This window comes from Microbacterium wangchenii (assembly GCF_004564355.1).
GTDB lineage: Bacteria > Actinomycetota > Actinomycetes > Actinomycetales > Microbacteriaceae > Microbacterium > Microbacterium wangchenii.
This window is the reverse complement of record NZ_CP038266.1, coordinates 435513-451925: the sequence shown is the minus strand read 5'-3', so window position 1 is coordinate 451925 and position 16413 is coordinate 435513. Positions and strand designations below refer to the sequence as shown.

General features: G+C 70.5%; 20 protein-coding genes. 7 read left to right on the top strand and 13 right to left on the bottom strand.

The genetic code is table 11. From position 1 onward, the window contains the following. Nucleotides 1–19 precede the first annotated feature (19 nt). The 3 genes from E4K62_RS02230 to E4K62_RS02220 form a co-directional block, all read right to left on the bottom strand. On the bottom strand, nucleotides 20–904 hold the full coding sequence (locus E4K62_RS02230) for a carbohydrate ABC transporter permease (protein WP_135063159.1): 885 nt from the start codon (nucleotides 902–904) through the stop codon (nucleotides 20–22). Then, complete coding sequence (locus E4K62_RS02225; RefSeq protein WP_135063157.1) at nucleotides 901–1842, bottom strand: carbohydrate ABC transporter permease; 942 nt, start codon at nucleotides 1840–1842, stop codon at nucleotides 901–903. Before E4K62_RS02225 ends, E4K62_RS02230 begins: the two co-directional genes overlap by 4 nt. Before the next feature lie 76 nt (nucleotides 1843–1918). Further along, on the bottom strand, nucleotides 1919–3271 hold the full coding sequence (locus E4K62_RS02220) for an ABC transporter substrate-binding protein (RefSeq protein WP_135063155.1): 1353 nt from the start codon (nucleotides 3269–3271) through the stop codon (nucleotides 1919–1921). A 233-nt stretch (nucleotides 3272–3504) separates the two neighbouring features. On the opposite strand from E4K62_RS02220, the gene E4K62_RS02215 reads away from it, so the two are divergent. After that, nucleotides 3505–4536 (top strand): LacI family DNA-binding transcriptional regulator, encoded by a 1032-nt coding sequence (locus E4K62_RS02215; protein ID WP_135063153.1) that lies wholly within the window; start codon nucleotides 3505–3507, stop codon nucleotides 4534–4536. Between the two features lie 18 nt (nucleotides 4537–4554). Here the strand turns inward: E4K62_RS02215 and xylB are convergent, their stop codons facing one another. Then, nucleotides 4555–5964, bottom strand: a complete 1410-nt coding sequence (gene xylB, locus E4K62_RS02210) for a xylulokinase (protein ID WP_135063151.1) — start codon at nucleotides 5962–5964, stop codon at nucleotides 4555–4557. Between the two features lie 89 nt (nucleotides 5965–6053). Beyond that, on the bottom strand, nucleotides 6054–7244 hold the full coding sequence (gene xylA / locus E4K62_RS02205) for a xylose isomerase (RefSeq protein ID WP_135063149.1): 1191 nt from the start codon (nucleotides 7242–7244) through the stop codon (nucleotides 6054–6056). Nucleotides 7245–7407: 163 nt separating this feature from the next. Between xylA and E4K62_RS02200 the strand changes: the two genes are divergently transcribed. After that, complete coding sequence (locus E4K62_RS02200; RefSeq protein ID WP_135063147.1) at nucleotides 7408–8604, top strand: ROK family transcriptional regulator; 1197 nt, start codon at nucleotides 7408–7410, stop codon at nucleotides 8602–8604. A gap of 48 nt (nucleotides 8605–8652) precedes the next feature. Next, on the top strand, nucleotides 8653–8841 hold the full coding sequence (locus E4K62_RS02195; RefSeq protein ID WP_187270410.1) for a hypothetical protein: 189 nt from the start codon (nucleotides 8653–8655) through the stop codon (nucleotides 8839–8841). Nucleotides 8842–8905: 64 nt separating this feature from the next. Here E4K62_RS02195 and E4K62_RS18635 read toward each other — a convergent pair whose 3' ends face one another. Next, nucleotides 8906–9046 carry a hypothetical protein gene (locus E4K62_RS18635; protein WP_167747709.1) on the bottom strand — a complete coding sequence of 47 codons (141 nt, stop codon included), beginning with the start codon at nucleotides 9044–9046 and terminating at the stop codon, nucleotides 8906–8908. Between the two features lie 118 nt (nucleotides 9047–9164). Between E4K62_RS18635 and E4K62_RS02190 the strand changes: the two genes are divergently transcribed. Continuing rightward, nucleotides 9165–9494: a DUF7882 family protein gene (locus tag E4K62_RS02190; RefSeq protein WP_135063145.1), complete on the top strand. Its 330-nt coding sequence runs from the start codon at nucleotides 9165–9167 to the stop codon at nucleotides 9492–9494. A gap of 24 nt (nucleotides 9495–9518) precedes the next feature. Here the strand turns inward: E4K62_RS02190 and E4K62_RS02185 are convergent, their stop codons facing one another. Then, nucleotides 9519–9836: a DUF7882 family protein gene (locus tag E4K62_RS02185; RefSeq protein ID WP_135063144.1), complete on the bottom strand. Its 318-nt coding sequence runs from the start codon at nucleotides 9834–9836 to the stop codon at nucleotides 9519–9521. 117 nt (nucleotides 9837–9953) lie between these two features. On the opposite strand from E4K62_RS02185, the gene E4K62_RS02180 reads away from it, so the two are divergent. Continuing rightward, nucleotides 9954–10268, top strand: coding sequence for a DUF7882 family protein (locus tag E4K62_RS02180; protein WP_135063142.1), 315 nt, complete (start codon nucleotides 9954–9956; stop codon nucleotides 10266–10268). Nucleotides 10269–10271: 3 nt separating this feature from the next. Here the strand turns inward: E4K62_RS02180 and E4K62_RS02175 are convergent, their stop codons facing one another. Both E4K62_RS02175 and E4K62_RS02170 read right to left on the bottom strand, forming a co-directional pair. Beyond that, nucleotides 10272–10523: a hypothetical protein gene (locus tag E4K62_RS02175; RefSeq protein WP_135063140.1), complete on the bottom strand. Its 252-nt coding sequence runs from the start codon at nucleotides 10521–10523 to the stop codon at nucleotides 10272–10274. A gap of 84 nt (nucleotides 10524–10607) precedes the next feature. Next, nucleotides 10608–11156: a MarR family winged helix-turn-helix transcriptional regulator gene (locus E4K62_RS02170; protein ID WP_240742784.1), complete on the bottom strand. Its 549-nt coding sequence runs from the start codon at nucleotides 11154–11156 to the stop codon at nucleotides 10608–10610. A gap of 160 nt (nucleotides 11157–11316) precedes the next feature. Here E4K62_RS02170 and E4K62_RS02165 point away from each other — a divergent pair, with 160 nt between their 5' ends. Beyond that, nucleotides 11317–11817: a MarR family winged helix-turn-helix transcriptional regulator gene (locus E4K62_RS02165; protein WP_167747708.1), complete on the top strand. Its 501-nt coding sequence runs from the start codon at nucleotides 11317–11319 to the stop codon at nucleotides 11815–11817. 75 nt (nucleotides 11818–11892) lie between these two features. Further along, nucleotides 11893–12618 (top strand): DUF72 domain-containing protein, encoded by a 726-nt coding sequence (locus E4K62_RS02160; RefSeq protein ID WP_135063134.1) that lies wholly within the window; start codon nucleotides 11893–11895, stop codon nucleotides 12616–12618. Here E4K62_RS02160 and E4K62_RS02155 read toward each other — a convergent pair. Genes E4K62_RS02155 through E4K62_RS02140 form a run of 4 tightly spaced genes read right to left on the bottom strand, consistent with a single transcriptional unit; the run spans nucleotide 12598 to nucleotide 16308 of the window. Then, entirely contained in the window at nucleotides 12598–13776 is a 1179-nt protein-coding gene (locus tag E4K62_RS02155) for an aminotransferase class I/II-fold pyridoxal phosphate-dependent enzyme (protein WP_135063132.1), read from the bottom strand. The genes E4K62_RS02160 and E4K62_RS02155 overlap by 21 nt on opposite strands. Before the next feature lie 2 nt (nucleotides 13777–13778). Next, complete coding sequence (locus E4K62_RS02150; protein WP_240742783.1) at nucleotides 13779–14447, bottom strand: methionine ABC transporter permease; 669 nt, start codon at nucleotides 14445–14447, stop codon at nucleotides 13779–13781. After that, nucleotides 14444–15475, bottom strand: coding sequence for a methionine ABC transporter ATP-binding protein (locus tag E4K62_RS02145; protein WP_135063130.1), 1032 nt, complete (start codon nucleotides 15473–15475; stop codon nucleotides 14444–14446). Before E4K62_RS02145 ends, E4K62_RS02150 begins: the two co-directional genes overlap by 4 nt. Further along, nucleotides 15472–16308 carry a MetQ/NlpA family ABC transporter substrate-binding protein gene (locus E4K62_RS02140; RefSeq protein ID WP_167747707.1) on the bottom strand — a complete coding sequence of 279 codons (837 nt, stop codon included), beginning with the start codon at nucleotides 16306–16308 and terminating at the stop codon, nucleotides 15472–15474. The genes E4K62_RS02145 and E4K62_RS02140 overlap by 4 nt, the downstream gene beginning before the upstream one ends. Nucleotides 16309–16413 lie beyond the last annotated feature (105 nt).

Genomic DNA, 16413 nt, shown 5'->3' with positions numbered 1-16413 from the left:
GCGGCCGTGGTCGGCCAGGTCATTTCAAGCTGCCGATCGACAATCCGCCCTGCCAGTAGCGCTGCAGGGTGAGGAATGCGATCACGAGGGGGATCACCGAGACGAGGGAGCCGAGGATGATGATGCTCCACAGCGACGTGCCGCCGGAGTTGTTCGCCGAGGCGATGCCCTGCCACAGCCCGATCCCCACCGTGACGGGGAACAGGCGGTTGTCCGAGAGCATCGCCAGGGGAAGGAAATAGTTGTTCCACGAGGCCACGATCGACAGCAGCAGGACCGTGACGATCGCCGGGCGCAGCATCGGCAGGGCGACCTGCGCGAAGATGCGGAACTCCCTCGCGCCGTCCACGCGGGCGGCGTCCAGCAGCTCGTCCGGGACGGCGTCCCGCGCGTACACGTGCATGAGGTACACCCCGAACGGGTTGAGCAGGGTCGGCAGGATGACGGCCCAGATGGTGTTGGTGATGCCCAGCTCGGCGAACATGATGAACGTCGGGATGACCAGCGCGGTCGTGGGCACCATGACCGATCCGAGCAGGATGGCGAAGCTGATGCGACGCCCGGCGAAACGGTACTTCGCGAAACCGTACCCGGCGGCCACGGCCAGGACTGTCGCCCCCACGCCGCCGGCGAACGCGTACAGCGCGGAGTTGCCGAGCCAGCGCAGGTAGATGCCGTCCTGGAAGGTGAACAGCTGGGCGAAGTTGCCGGCGTAGTCCACGACGTCGTCGAACCACAGGGCGCTGCCGCCGCCGAACAACCCGGCCGCCGTCTTGGAGCTGTTGACGAGAACCCACCAGAACGGGATGAGGAAGTACACCACCAGGAATCCGAGCAGGATCTGCATCGGCAGGTAGCGGCGCCGGGCGGCTGCGCGGCGCGATCGCTCGAGAGTCGTGGTCATGACAGGAAGCTCCCCCGCTTGCGCGTGATGAACAGGAAGATGTACACGCACACGAAGACCACGGCGCCCAGGGCGAAGGAGATCGCGCTGCCGTAGTTGTAGTTGGCGAGGGCGAAGGCCTGCTGGTAGGCGTACATGTTCGGGGTGAAGTCGGCGGGGATCGCACCGGCGGCCAGGTAACGCAGGATCTGCGGTTCGTTGAAGAACTGCAGCGTCCCGATGAGGGCGAACACCAGGATCAGCACGAGCGCCGGCGCGATGAGCGGGATCTTGATGCGCAGCACGATCTGCCACTGGCTGGCCCCGTCGATGCGCGCCGCCTCGTACAGGGTCGGGTCGATGCCCTGCAGCGCCGCGTACAGGATGATCATGTAGTAGCCGGCCCACTGCCACGTCACGATGTTGAGCAGACCGAAGAAGATCAGCTCGCGGGAGAGGAAATCGGGGCCGGCCTGGCCGAACATGCCGAACAGCTCCGCCAGCGGCCCGAAGCTCTTGCTGTAGAGGAACCCCCACATGAGCGCGCCGATGACGGCGGGGATCGCGTACGGCAGGAAGATCATCAGGCGCGAGAAGCGGGCGAACGCCCCCGTCACGACGTCGAGGATGAGCGCGACGGCGAGGGACACCGCCATCTGCAGCGGGATGAGAACGATGGAGAAGCGGATGACGAACCAGATGCCGTCGAGGAAGTTCGGATCGGTGAACGCCTTGACGTAGTTGCCGAATCCGACGAAGCGCGTCCCGCCGATGAGCTGGTTCTGGAACAGGCTCAGGTACAGCGCGAACAGCAGGGGCGCGACCAGGAATGCCACGAACACGACGGCGAAAGGGCCGACGAAGCCCCATCCGACGAGGCTCTGCCGCATGCGGCGGCGTGGTCGGCGGGCGGGTGCCGCCGCGACGGCGGGGGCGCTCTGCGCCAGATCAACGGTCATGGAAACCTCCGGTGGGAAGGGATGCGCCGCGCACGGGGCCGGCCCGGCGAGGCGGACCGGCCCTCGTGCGGCGGCATCACTCGACGGTGAAGCCCTGCTCCTCCGCGTAGCCGACGACATCTTCCTGCAGCCGGTCGGCGGCTTCCGAGCCCGTGATGGAGCCCTCGTTGATGGACGCGAGCTGCTCGGTGAAGGCATCGAAGTAGTACTGCCCGAACGGCGTGTAGGTCATGCCGCCGTAGGCGTTCGCCGCCGGCACGTACACCTCCTTGTTCGCCTGCTGCCCGCCGAAGAACGGCACCTCGTAGTCGACGAACTCCGGGGAGTTCAGCGCCGTGAGATTCAGCGGGAAGATCACCTGGTTCTGCCATCCGTCCAGCAGCGACGCGTCGTCGGCGTAGACCCCGAAGGCGACCTTGGCCGCCAGCTCGGGGTCGGCCGCCTGGCTCGTCACCGAGAAGGCGGACCCGCCCCAGTTGACCGAGACCGGCTCCGCGCCCTCCCACTGCGGCAGCGGCGCGACCTTCCAGACGCCCGCGTCATCCCCCTCGCCGACGCCTGCGCCGGTGAGGTAACCGGGAGCCCATGCCGCCGAGATGTAGGTGGCGTAGTCGCCCCCGATCACGCCGGAGATGTACTCCGGCGTGAACTGGTCCTGCGTGCCGACGAGGCCCTTCTCGACCAGCCCGGCCCAGTAGTCGAGCACCTTCTTCGACGCGTCGTCGTTGAGGTCGATGCCGATCGTCTCGGGCGAGGCGGAGTCGTACGTGAACGGCTGCGCGCCCGCCTGGTACTGCAGCGCCATGAACACCGCCGGGACGTTCGCCCCCAGGTCGCCGAAGAGCGGACCCCCGGCGTCCTTCACCGTCTGGGCCGCGACTTCGTACTCCTCCCACGTCGTGGGAGGAGTGATGCCGTACTGCTCGAAGACGTCGGCGCGGTAGATCATGCCCATCGGTCCGCCGTCCACCGGCGCGCCGTAGACGCCGTCGCCGACGGAGACGTCCTTCCACGCGCCCTCGCTGTAGTCGTCTTCGACGTCGTCGTAGCCGTACTCCCTGATGTCGACGATCGCTTCCTGGATCTGGAAGGTCGGGATGCGGTCGGCCTCGATCATGATGACGTCGGGGGCGCCGGTGCCCGCCGTGATCGCGGTCTGGAACTTGTCGTACTCGTCCCCGCCCTGGCCGACGTTGGTCCAGCACACCTGGACCTCGTCGTTCTGCTCGTTGAAGTTGTCGACGACGAGCTCCATGTTGGGGTACCACGCCCACATCGTGACGACGGGCAGGTCTTCCTTGGGGATGGTGTTGGTGCAGTTGGTGGCGTCGTTCCCACCGGTGCCACCACCGCCTCCGCCGGAGCAGGAGACGAGAGCGGCGGCGAGAGTGAGAGTCGCCGCGGCAGCGAATACGGGCTTGATCTTCACCGGGGTGTCCTTTCGGATGCTGAGACCTCTTCGTCATGCAGGACCACGCTCGGGCGCAGGGCGGGGTGAGCGCTTCTACAACGTTGTAGAGCAACGTTGTAGAAACGATAGGGCGCGCTCCGCGCGGGTGTCAAGGAATCCGCCCCCCAGCCGGGCGGGGCCGGTCCCCTGGCAGGATTCAGGCGAGGCATCGGGCCCTAGAGTGGGTTCACGTGCCACCGGAAGGGGGATCCATGGGGCCGACGATGCATGACGTCGCGCGCGTGGCGGGCGTATCCATCAAGACGGTGTCCAACGTCATCAACGACTACCCCCACGTGCGGCCGGGCACCCGCAGCCGCGTCGAGGCGGCGATCGCCGAGCTCGCCTACCGCCCCAACGCCTCGGCGCGCGGCCTGCGCTCGGGGCGCACCGGCATCATCGGCCTGGCCGTGCCGGCCCTGCGGGAGAACTACTTCGCCGAGCTGGCCGACTTCATCATCCGCGCGGCGGAGACGCGCGGGGTGGGCGTCGTGGTGGAGCAGACGAACGGAGACCGCGAGGCCGAGCTGCTCGCCGTCTCCGGCGGACGCCGCCGCTTCACCGACGGGCTGCTGCTGAGCCCCGTGCAGCTCGGCCAGGCCGATGCCGCGCTCCTGGACGTGCAGTACCCCCTCGTCCTGCTCGGCGACCGCATCTTCGGCGGCCCCACCGACCATGTCGCCATCCACAACACCTCCGCCGCCCGCGCCGGGGTCGAGCACCTCCTGGGCATCGGGCGCCGCCGCATCGCCGTGCTCGGAGGCACCCACGGCGATCCGGCCGAGCCGAGCTCGGCGAGCCTGCGGCTGCGGGGGTATCAGGAGGCACTGTCGGCGGCCGGTATCGCCGCCGATGCGACCCTCGTGCGTCCCTGCGCGCACTGGTCTCGTGCGGCGGGCGCCGAGGCGGTGCACGCGATGATCGCCGAGGGCGTGGACTTCGACGCGGTGTTCGCCCTCAACGACACCCTCGGGCTCGGTGCGCTGCGCGCACTAGCGGGCGAGGGGATCTCGGTGCCGGACGACGTCGCCGTCCTGGGGTTCGACGACATCGACGAGGCGCGATTCTCCGTCCCCTCGCTCTCCAGCGTGGACGCCGGGAAGGAGCGCATCGCCGAAGTCGCCGTCGACCTGCTCCTCGAACGCATCGCCGAGAAGGGCCCGCGCCAGCCGGCGCGCACGATCCAGCCCGCCTTCACCGTCGTGGCGCGCGAATCCACCGGCTTCCCCATCGCCGAGGTGTGACCCTCGCACCTGCGGGCGTCAGCGCCAGGGGGAGGCGGCTTCCTCTGCTCGCCGCGCGGCGACGGCGTCGTAGGCGGCGCGCACCTCCGGGCGCGGATCGGATGCCGCGGCCCGCTCGAGTGCGAGGGGCCACGTCGGCCGGGTGCCGGTGAGACTCCAGGCCGCCTGACGGGCGGCCCCCAGGGCGACGTACTCGCCGGGTGCGGGAACGGCGACGGGCACATCGAACACCTGCGCCGCGATCGCGGCCACCGCGGGACTGCGGGCCGCGCCGCCCACCAGCAGCACGCGCTCCGCGGTCACCCCGAGCGAGCGGATGGCGTCCAGGCCGGTCGCGAGGCCCGCGAGCATCCCCTCGATGGCGGCGCGCGCGAGGTTCTCCCGCGTGGTGTTGCCGAGCGACAGCCCCGACAGCGACGCGCGCGCGTGGGGCAGGTTCGGGGTGCGCTCACCCTCGAACCACGGCACGAGCACGGCACCGCCGGCGCCGGGTTCGGCAGCCAGGGCCAGTGCGGCCAGTTCGTCGTGCGAGACGGCCAGCAGCCGGGCCGTCGCGTCCAGCACGCGGGCGGCATTGAGCGTGGCCACGAGCGGCAGGTATCCCCCGGCGGCGTCCGCGAAACCGGCGACGGTTCCGGTGGGGTCGGCGACGGGGTGATCGGTGACGGCGAACACCGTGCCGGAGGTGCCGATGGAGACCCCGACGTCGCCGGGGGCGGCATCCATCCCCAGCGCCGCACCGGCGTTGTCGCCGGCCCCGGGTCCCACCAGCACGCCCCCAGGGGTCGTCCCGGCGTTCTCCCCGGCCGCGAGCACGACCGGCAGGATCGCGTCGTGGCCGAGCGCGATCGTGAGCAGCTCGCGGTCGTAGCCGTCGGCTCCCCAGTACGCCGTCCCCGACGCGTCCGAACGGTCGGTCGTGAGCGCATCCAGCTGCGGGTCGTCGGGGCCGTACCCGCGCAGGCGCCACGTCAGCCAGTCGTGCGGCAGCGCCACCGCCGCGACCCGCGCGGCGTTGTCGGGCTCGGCGTCGCGCAGCCACCGCAGCTTGCTGGCGGTGAACGATGCCACCGGCACGACCCCCGTGCGCGCGGCGTAGGCCTCCGCACCGACCTCGGTGACCAGGTCGGCGGCGGCGGCGGCGGAGCGGGTGTCGTTCCACAGCAGCGCCGGGCGGATGACCCGGCCGCGCTCGTCCAGGGCCACCATGCCGTGCTGCTGCCCGGCGATCGAGACGGCGGCGACGTCGTCGAATCCCCCCGCATCCGCGATGGCGGCCTGGAGGGCCTGCCACCAGTGCTCGGGGTCGACCTCGGTGCCCTCCGGATGCGTCGCGCGGCCCTCCCGCACGATGAGCCCGGAGTCGGCGTCGAGGATGACGACCTTGCAGGACTGCGTCGACGAATCGACCCCGGCTACCAGCGCCATCGGATGCTCGCTTTCTCTCCCACGATGAGTGTCCGGGGCACCGGCGCGCGGGCGCCGATCGGGATGCCCCGGACACTCACGGTATCGCGTCAGCCGCGAGCACCCATCAGGTGCTCGGTGGCGAGCTGCTGCAGCCGCACGAAGCCGAAGCCCTTACCGCCGAAGTACACCGAGGGGTCGAAGTCCTCGTAGGCGGAGCGGTCGGCGAGGAAGTCGTCGTAGGACTCGCCCTCGTTCAGAGTCGGCACCGACAGCTCGTCCACGCGCGCGGCGGCCAGCGCCTCCTGCACCTCGGGGTCTGCGCGGAAGGCCGCGGCGCGCTCCTTGAGCAGCAGGTAGGTGCGCATGTTGGCCGCTGCCGACTCCCACACGCCGGTCTCGTCCTCGGTGCGGGAGGGCTTGTAGTCGAAGTGCCGGGGACCGTCGTAGGCGGGCACGCCGCCGGGGCCGCCGTTTTCGAGCAGGTCCACCAGCGCGAACGCGTTGTGCAGGTCGCCGTGGCCGAAGACGAGGTCCTGGTCGTATTTGATGCCGCGCTGACCGTTGAGGTCGATGTGGAACAGCTTGCCGTGGTACAGCGCCTGCGCGATGCCGGCGGCGAAGTTCAGGCCCGCCATCTGCTCGTGCCCGACCTCGGGGTTCAGGCCCACCAGTTCCGGGCGCTCGAGGGAGTCGATGAACGCGATCGCGTGCCCGAGCGTGGGCAGCAGGATGTCGCCGCGCGGCTCGTTGGGCTTGGGCTCGATGGCGAAGCGGATGTCGTAGCCCTTGTCGGTGACGTAATCACCGAGCAGGTTGACGGCCTCGCGGTAGCGCTCGAGCGCTGCCCGCACATCCTTCGCGGAGTCGTACTCGGCGCCTTCTCGGCCGCCCCACATCACGAACGTCTGCGCGCCGAGCTCGGCACCGAGGTCGAGCTGGCGGAACACCTTGCGCAGCGCGTAGCGGCGGACCGCGCGGTCGTTGGAGGTGAAGCCGCCGTCTTTGAAGACGGGGGCGCTGAACAGGTTCGTCGTCACCATCGGCACCACGATGCCGGTGTCGGCCATCGCGCCCTTCAGCCGGTCGATCTGCGTCTGACGTTCGGCCTCGGTGGAGCCGAAGGCGAAGAGGTCGTCGTCGTGGAAGGTGAGTCCGTACGCGCCCAGTTCTGCCAGCTTCTCGACCGCATGGACCACGTCCAGCGCGGGGCGGGTGGGGCCGCCGAAGGGATCGTTGCCGTTGTAGCCGATGGTCCAGAGTCCGAAGGAGAACTTGTCCGCGGGGGTGGGGGTAGGCATGAGTGCCACGCTTTCGTCGTCGAAAAATGTTGCCGCACACAACCTATCCGCCCTGCGAGCGGCGGTCAACCATCACGGCCACGTGGATGCGAGGATCCGCGAATTCGTCTTCGAGGGCAACAAACGTGCGGAGCGACGCCCGCTCAGTCGATAGCCTGGGACGATGACCACGCCGCGCACCGGGATAGAGGGGGTCCGCGCCGGCAACCTGGGACGCATCCTGCGGCGCGTGCACGTCTCCGGCGCCGCCTCGCGTGCGACGCTCACCGCCGAGCTCGGGCTTAATCGCTCGACGATCGCCGACCTCGTCGGCGAGCTCGTGGAGCTGGGCTTCGTGCGCGAGAGCGCACCCGGCCCCGAGCGCCGCGTCGGGCGCCCTTCGCCCGTGGTCGCGACCTCTCCCGAGGTCATCGCGATCGCGGTGAACCCCGAGGTGGATGCGCTCGAGATCGCCGCGGTGCGGCTGGACCGCGGCATCCCCCACCGCGTGCGGCTGGAGATGGACCACCTGCTGGCCCCGGAGGAGACCGCGCGGCTGGTGCGCGAGCAGCTCGACCGCTGGCGCGACACGGAATCGCCGGGTGCCATCGTGGCCGGGATCGGCGTGGCCGTACCCGGGCTCGTCCGTGGCGCCGACGGCGTCGTGCGCACGGCACCGCACCTGGGCTGGACCGACGTCCCGTTGCGCACCCTGATAGCCGAGGCGACCGGCCTGCCCGTCGTGGTCGCCAACGACGCGAGCCTGGGCATCCTGGCCGAGCACCGCTTCGGGGCCGCGCGCGACATCGACGATGTCGTGTACCTCAACGGCGGTGCGAGCGGGATCGGCGGCGGGCTCATCGTGCAGGGGATGGCCGTCGGGGGCGCGGGCGGGTACGCCGGCGAATTCGGGCAGAACCGCCCAGGGATCGTCGCCGACAGCGACCGGCGCGCGCCCGGCGGGGTGCTCGAGGACGAGGTCAGCCGCGCCCGCCTTCTGGACGTCCTCGGAATGACTGCGGCCGACGATCCGGCGCTCGCGGCCGCCCTGGCCGCGTCGTCAGCACCCGCGGTGGCGGCGGAGACCGCACGTCAGCGCCGCATCCTGGCCACGGCCCTCGCCAACGCCGTGAACGTCCTCAACCCCTCCGTCATCGTCCTCGGCGGGTTCCTCGCCACCCTCGCCGAGCTGGACCTCCCCGCCTTCACGGACGCGGTCGCGGATCAGGCGATGCCCGCCAACGCCGAAGGTCTCGACGTGCGGGTGGCCTCCCTGGCCGCCGACCGTCTCCTCATCGGCGCCGCCGAGGCAGCGTTCGAGCCGCTGCTGGAGGATCCCGCCGGCGCCGTGCGGGTGCCTGCGGATACACCCGCCCGCTGAGCCGGGCAACCCGTCGCGCCGGCGGCGCGCGTGCCGGAGAGTAGGCGCATGAGCGATCCGACCCTGCCTCCCGACGCGCCCGTCTCCCCCGGTCTGCCCGGCCCTGCCCCGGGCGCACCTCCGGCCGAACCTCTCGCCCCCCACCCCGACGAGCCGCTCGCCCCGTATCCGGACGAGCCGCTCGCGCCGTCCCCGGCGGAGCCGACTCCCCTGCCCGACGGACCGAACCGCTTCTGACGCACACGCCCGCGCCGCCTCGATCGATGATCGGGGCGGCGCGGTCCCGCCTGGGGGGTGAAGCTCAACGGCGCCGCGCGCGCGGCACCAACTCACCTTCGATGACGTCGATGGGGGTCAGACCCGCGAACGCGTCGTCGACGCGAGGAGCACCCTCCGTGGCGTCCTCATCGTCCGGCTTGGCCGGTTCCCGACGTGGGCTCACGGTGATCTCCTTCCGACGCCCCCAGCCTCGCAACCGCGGTGTGCTCGCGCATCCCCTTGACAGCCGCCCCGGTCGGGGCGTATCCCGCGCGCTGCCTCGGGCGGCTAGGGTGGTCGGCATGGGCACCATCTACTACGGCGGCTCCGGCACACCGGTCCACATCGAGGACCGTGCACTCGCGCACCTGAAGGTGGTGATCGCGACGAAGCTGCGTCGCGGCGAGAGCTTCACCGTGTCGTGGCGACACCCCGACGACCAGCCGCGCGGACGGAGCACCCTGTGGCTGCACCCGTCCATCCCCCTGCGCTTCGTCTTCGACGACCCTGAGCCGGCGACCCTCAGCCGGCAGTGGGTGGAGGAACTGGCCAACTCGGCCAACTCCTCCGGAGGCATCATGCTCGTCGCCGAGCACTTCGAGGTGCCCGCGGAGCACAGCGAGACGTCCTGACGCCCGGGGCGCCGAGGACCGGCGTCAGCCCTCTTCGACGAAGGAGTCCTCGGCCGGCTCGGGAACGATCGAGAGGCCGTTGGGTCCGCTCGCGACCAGCATGAGCTCCTCGACCCACGCACGGTTGATGCGGGGGCTCCGGCTGCCGAAGAAGTGGAACTGGATCGGGACGGCGGGGTGCATCCAGAAGCTGCGGCGCCCGCTGCCGTCGCCGACCTCGACATCGAACATGAACGACTCCGAGCGGCGCAGCTTGTTCATCACGACGATGCGAAGGTGTGCGAGGGTGCGATCGTCGATGTCGACGGAGTTCGGCATCGTGTCGTAGATGAATCTGCCCATGCGCCGAGCCTAGCCGCCCGGGGCCGGGACGACAGACGCACACCCGCCGTCGTTATGCAGACGGAGCCCGGAGTGCAAGCCCGGCCTCGCGCGTGCGTGGAGTCGTATCGTGGTGGGGTGGGAACGATCTTCTACGGCGACACCGCCACCCCGATCGAGATCGAGGATCGCGCACTGGCTCACCTCAAGGTGGTCATCGCGACGAAGCTGCGACGCGGGGAGAGCTTCACGCTGTCCTGGACGCACGGCGACGGGCAGGAACCGGGACGCAGCACCGTGTGGCTGCACCCGTCCATCCCGTTGCGCTTCGTCTTCGACGACCCGGAGCCGGCGATGCTCAGCCGCGCCTGGATGGAGGAACTGGCCAACTCCGCCAATTCCTCCGGCGGTCTGATGCTCGTGGCGGAGCCCCCCGAGTCGCCCTCAGCGTAGACGTCAGAGCTGGTCGAGGATCTCCCGGACCCCTGCCTCCACGGCGGTGGGAACCACGAGCGGACGACCCGCGGTGAACGCGTCCCACTCGCGCAGCAGGATGGTCTCGATGCGCGCGGCGGCGACGGCGGGGTAGTCGGTGCGCAGGCGCTGAACGACCTCCGTGAAGGACGTCACGGCTACGCCCTCGATCTGCAGAACAGACCCTTCGGGCGGGATCGCCGACTGCCCAGCGTCTACCGCCTTGTCGTCCATGCGCTCATCGTTTCACGCCGATTCGGCAAACGCGAATGCTCCGCGAACTGGTATCCAACCTGCCTAGCGATCGCCCTGCGCGGGTCAGATCGCGGTCGGCAGCGGCCCGGCCGGTTCCTCGTCCGCGCCGTGCGGATCGACCTGGTCGACCGCTTCCTGGAGCCGCGCGAGGCACGCCACGACGATCGCGCTCTCCTCGGGGGTCATGTCGATGACGGCGGACATCATGCGCTCGTGCATCTTCCCGAGCGTCGCCCGGACCTCGGCGTCGGATTCGGCGGTGGCCACCACGAGGATGCTGCGCCGATCAGAGGGGTGCGGCACGCGGGTGACGTGACCGGACTTCTCCAGGCGGTCGATGATCGCGGTCGTGGACGCCGTGGATACGCCGAGGTAGCGTGTCAGCTCGCTCGGGGAGACCGACCGGCCCTCTCCGGAGGCCTTGAGGAGGTAGCGGAGGACGAGCAGCTCGTTCTCGCCCATCGACATCGACTCACGCGTGCGCCGGCGCATCGCGATCTCCGCCGCGCGGTACACGCGGAAGGCCTGCAGCACCTCGACCGCTCGCGATCGGCGTTCCTCCTCGGACGCGCCGTACCAATAGCGCGACGACTCGGCCCGCGTTTCACCCACGTCCGGCATCCTATGCCAGCACCGGTGCGTGTCGTCCACCCCTCGCGGGGAGTCTGCAGACCGTCTCCGCCCACGCGGGGGTACCATCGAAGGGTTGTCAGGCTACTTGCTCCGACCGGAAGTATCTCGCTATTCAAGCTGAATGGCGGGGAGGGATGTTGTGAGGCACACCGCGTCGGCGGGAAACGTCGTGAAGGCGCTGGACGATCTGGTCAGCGTCGAGAAGTCCGTCGACCGTGCCATCCTCCAGGCCCTCGGCATCGGACCCAACGACGCCGCCGTGCTGCGGCACCTGCTCGACCTGGAATCCAGCGGGACCACCACGACGACGCCCCGCAGCCTGTCCGACCTCCTCGGGATCTCCTCCGCCGCGACGACCGCCCTCATCGACCGTCTCGTGAACGCGGGGTGGGTGGAGCGCCAGCCGCATCCGCAGGACCGGCGGAGCGTCCTCATCCGCGCGACGGTGCCTCCGGGCTCCCCCGCGCGGCGGCTCCTGGCGGTACGGAGCGTGGCCGTGTCGTCCGCGGCCGCCGGGCTGGGCGCTCAGGAGCGGCGGATCGTGGTGGAGTTCCTCGACGAATTGCACCGTGCCGAGCAGCGCTACCTCGCCGAGGCCACCGCCCTGACCGCTGCCACGCAGTCGCTGCCGCGCCGATAGCGCCGCCCCGCCGCCGGGTCAACCCGCTGCGACCCGCCGATGCGATCGGCGAGGGTCGATGCGGGAAGGAGCGGCATGGGCGAACCGCGGGCTTGGATCGGCACCTCCGGGTGGAGCTACCCGCACTGGCGCGGCGTGCTGTACGAGCCGGGCACACGCGACCAGCTCGCGCGGTACGTCCGGGAGTTCGACACGGTGGAGCTGAACACGAGCTTCTACCGGTGGCCGCGGCCGGAGCGGTTCGTGGCGTGGCGCGAACGACTGCCGCCCGGGTTCGAGCTCGCCGTGAAGGCGCCGCGCGGGGTCACGCACGCCCGCAGCCTCCAGCTCACCCCCGAGTGGCAGGAGCGGATCGCGGCGGGCCTGGCGGCGCTGGGCGGCACGCGCGGCCCGTTCCTGGCGCAGCTGCCGCCGGGCGCCGAGCGCGACGACGCCCGGCTCACGTCCTTCCTCGAGGGGCTCCCGCCGGACTCGCGTCCCGTCATGGAGCTGCGGCATCCGTCGTGGGTGGATGAGGCGGTCTTCCAGATCCTCGAGCAGTACGGTGCCGCCTACTGCGTCATGAGCGGTGCGGGGCTGCCGTGCGTGCTGCGCGCCACCACCTCCTTCGTGTACGTGCGCCTGCACGGGCCCGACGACACGCTGTACAACGGCTCGTACGGCCGCGAGGCGATCGCGTGGTGGGCCGACCGCATCCGCGAGTGGCTCGCGCAGGGGCGCGACGTGTACGCCTACTTCAACAACGATCTCGGCGGCAACGCGGTGCGCGACGCGTGGGCGCTACGCGACGCCCTGGCCTGACGCGAACGCGTTCAGCCGCTCGACGAGCTCACCCAGCGTCGCCTCCTCGCGCACGAGGCCCAGCCGGATGAATCCCCGCCCGCGGTCGCCGAAGCCGTCGCCGGGCGCGACGGCCACGCGCTGCTCCTCCCGCAGCCGGCGGGCGAACTCGACGGCGTCACCGCCGCCGGGGACCCGCACCCACACGAAGAACGAGCCGTCCGGCGTCGCCACGTCCCATCCGATGCGCCGCAGTCCTGCGACCACGACGTCGCGCCGGCGCTGATACATCGCCACGAGTTCCGCGGCGGCGGTCTGATCGCCCGACAGGGCCGTCGCGGCGGCCTCCTGCGCCGCTCCGAACAGCGTGCTGAAGGCGTGCGCCTGATAGCGGCCCATGGCCGCGATGAGGGAGGCGTTCCCGGCGGCGAACCCCACGCGCCATCCGGCCATGCTGTACGTCTTGGACAGCGTCTGGACCTCCACCGTGACGTCGCGGCCGCGGTCCACGGCGAGCGCCGACAGCGGACGGCGTCCGTCGAAGCCCAAGGCGGAATAGGCGAAGTCGTGGATGAACGCCGCCCCCGTGCGCCGCGCGAACGCGGCAGCGGCCTCGAACGTCGCGGGCGTGGCGAGGGCGCCGGTGGGGTTGTTCGGGTAGTTCAGCAGCAGCACCGAGGCGGATGCGACGCCCGCGAGTGCGTCGAAGTCGGGCTGGTAGTGCGGCTGCGGAAGGGGCAGCGGCACGGTGCGAGCGCCGGCCAGTCCCGTCGCCGAGGTGTAGAGCGGGTACCCCGGGTCGGGCAGAACGACGTTCGTGCCGGGATCGGCGAGGGCCATGACGGCGGCCAGGAGCGCCTCATGCGACCCGTGCGAGACCACGACCTCGGCCTCCGGGTCGATGTGGACGCCGTGATCGTCGCGGTACCGCTGCGCGATCGCGCGGCGCAGCGCCGGGCGCCCCGCGTACGCGGGGTACCGGTGGTTGACGGGGTCGGCGACCTCCCGCTGCATCGCCGCGACGATGTGCTCGGGCGTGGGGAGGTCCGGATTGCCCTTGGAGACGTCGATCATCTCGGGACCGGGGAGCGCGGCCAACCGCGCGATCTCGCGGTCCATCCCACCCCAGAAGTTCGGCGGCAGGGCCTGGACGCGGGCGGCGGCGCGGAACTCGGTCATCGTCAGCGCCGCCGGAATCGCCGGGCGATCGAGGACCCGATCATCTGGATGCCCTGCACCAGCACGATCAGCGTGATGACGGTGACGACCATCGCGAACCCGTCGTAGCGCTGGTAGCCGTACGACAGCGCCAGGTCGCCGATGCCGCCGGCGCCCACCGTGCCGGCCATCGCGGTGGCGTCGATGAGTCCCACCGTCGCGATCGTGACGGCGAGGATCAGGGACCCGCGGGCCTCGGGCAGCAGGAAGCGCCAGAAGATCTGGAACGGCGAGGCGCCCATCGCCCGCGCGGCCTCGATGACCCCGCGGGGAACCTCCAGCAGCGAGTTCTCCACGAGCCGGCCGATGTAGGGCGCGATCATGACCGTCAGCGGCACGATCGCCGCCCACACGCCGATGCTCGTTCCCACGAGGAAGCGGGTGAAGGGGAGGATCGCCACGAGCAGGATGATGAACGGCAGCGAGCGGACGATGTTCACCACGATCCCCAGGACGAGGTTCACGGCCCGGTTCGGCAGCACGCCGCCGGGTCGGGTGAGGGCGAGTGCCGTGCCGATCGCGATCCCGAGGATCGACCCGAGCACGAGCGCGACGCCGAGCATCTGCAGCGTCTCGGCGAGCGCGGTGAGGTAGATGTCGGGGGTGATGAGGGTCCAGCGGTCGCCGTTCACGCGATCACGTCCTTCAGGTCGACGACGCGCTCGGACAGGTAGGCCCGCGCCGCCGCGACGCGCGCCGGGTCGCCGGTGACCTTGAGGATCATCTGCCCGACGGTGTGCTCCTGGATCTCCGTCATGTCGGCGTGGAGCATGTTGACCGAGACGTCCAGGTCGCGGATGAGGTCGGACACGAGCGGCTGCGTCACCTCCTCGTCCAGCAGCAGCAGGCGCCACAGGCCCTCGCTGCCGAGGTGGTCCACGACCCGGCGCGGCAGCCCCTGCGGCACGACGGTGGAGACGAAGTCGCGCGTGATGCCGGCGCGCGGATGCAGGAACGTCTCGAGCACGCTGCCGCGTTCCACCACGCGGCCCTCGGCCATGACCGCCACTTCGTGGGCGAGGTCTTTGATGACGTCCATCTCGTGGGTCACGACGAGGATCGTGGTGCCGTATTCGCGGTTGATGTCGCGCAGGAGGTCGATGATCTGCACCGTCGTGGTGGGGTCCAGGGCGCTGGTGGCCTCATCCGAGAGCAGGATGCGCGGGTTGCGCACGAGTGCGCGGGCGATCCCGACGCGCTGCTTCTGCCCGCCGGAGAGCTCACCGGCGAAGCTGTCGGCCTTGTCGCCGAGCCCGACGAAATCCAGCACCTCCTCGGCGCGGGCCCGCGCCCGCGCCTTGCCCACGCCGTCCAGTCGCAGCGGCAGCGCGACGTTGTCGCGCACCCGGACGGTCTCCAGGAGGTTGAACTGCTGGAAGATCATGCCGGTGTGCTTCTGCGCGTCGCGCAGGCCCTGCCCGCGGAGCGCACCGATGTCGACGCCGTCGACGACGACGCGGCCGGTGGTGGGCTGCTCGAGGCCGTTGACCATGCGGATGAGGGTGGACTTGCCGGCCCCGCTGTAGCCGATGACCCCGAACACGGTGCCCTCGGCCACTTCGAGGGAGACGCCGCGGAGGGCCGCCGTGTCGGCGGCCCTCCCGGGGAAGGTCTTGGAGACGTCGTCGAAGACGATCGTCCCCGATCCGGCGCCGCTCATTCGAACCAGGCGGGCAGGTTGAAGCCCGCGTACTGGGGCGAGGAGGTGATGTACTCGATGAACTCCGGCGACTCGTACGCGGCCTTGATCGCCTCGGCCCAGGCGGAGTCGACGTCGGCGGCGCGCACCGTCACGACGTTGGAGAACTCCACCGGCTGGTCCTCCACCGCCAAGGCGTCGTCGTAGTCGAGCCCGCCGGCGATGATGAAGTTCCCCTGGATCGTGGCGTAGTCCACGTCCTGCAGCGCCGGCACCTGCTGGGCGTTCTCGATGTCGGTGATGTCCAGGTCGTACGGGTTTTCGGTGATGATCGACAGGTCGGCAGTGTTGGGGTCTTCGACGTCGTCGAAGTCGATCCATCCGGCCTCGCGCAGGATGAGCAGCCCGCGGTAGAGATTCGACGGCGAGTTGGGCACCGTCACGGTCGAACCCTCGGCGACGTCGTCGAGGGAGTCCTTCTTGCCGCCGAACAGGCCCATCCGAGGGGTCGGGATCTGCACGAGGGCGGCGTTGTCCAGGCCCTCCTGGGCGTTGACGAACTCCATGTAGACGGGGTGCTGCATGATGTTGGCGTCGATCTCACCCGTGTCCACGGCGACGTTGGTGACGATGCCGTCGGTGAACTCCACCGTCTCAACGGTGTAGCCCTCCTCCTCGAGGAGAGGCACGATGCCGTCCTGGAACATCTCCAGGTACGGGCCGGGGTTGAAGCCGACGGTGATCGTGGTCTTCTCGGCGGTCTCGCCGCCGTCGCCGGATGGGGCGGACGCGCATCCGGTCAGCAGCAGCGCGAGCGCCGCGGTTCCGGCGAGAAGGGTGCGGGGATTGCGCATGGACGTCCTCTTTCGCTGAGCAGGGCGGCGTGACCCGGGTGCGTCACGGCCGCCCCGCCACGCTAGGCCGCGCACCCCCTCCCTCCCCATTCCGCCCGTCACACA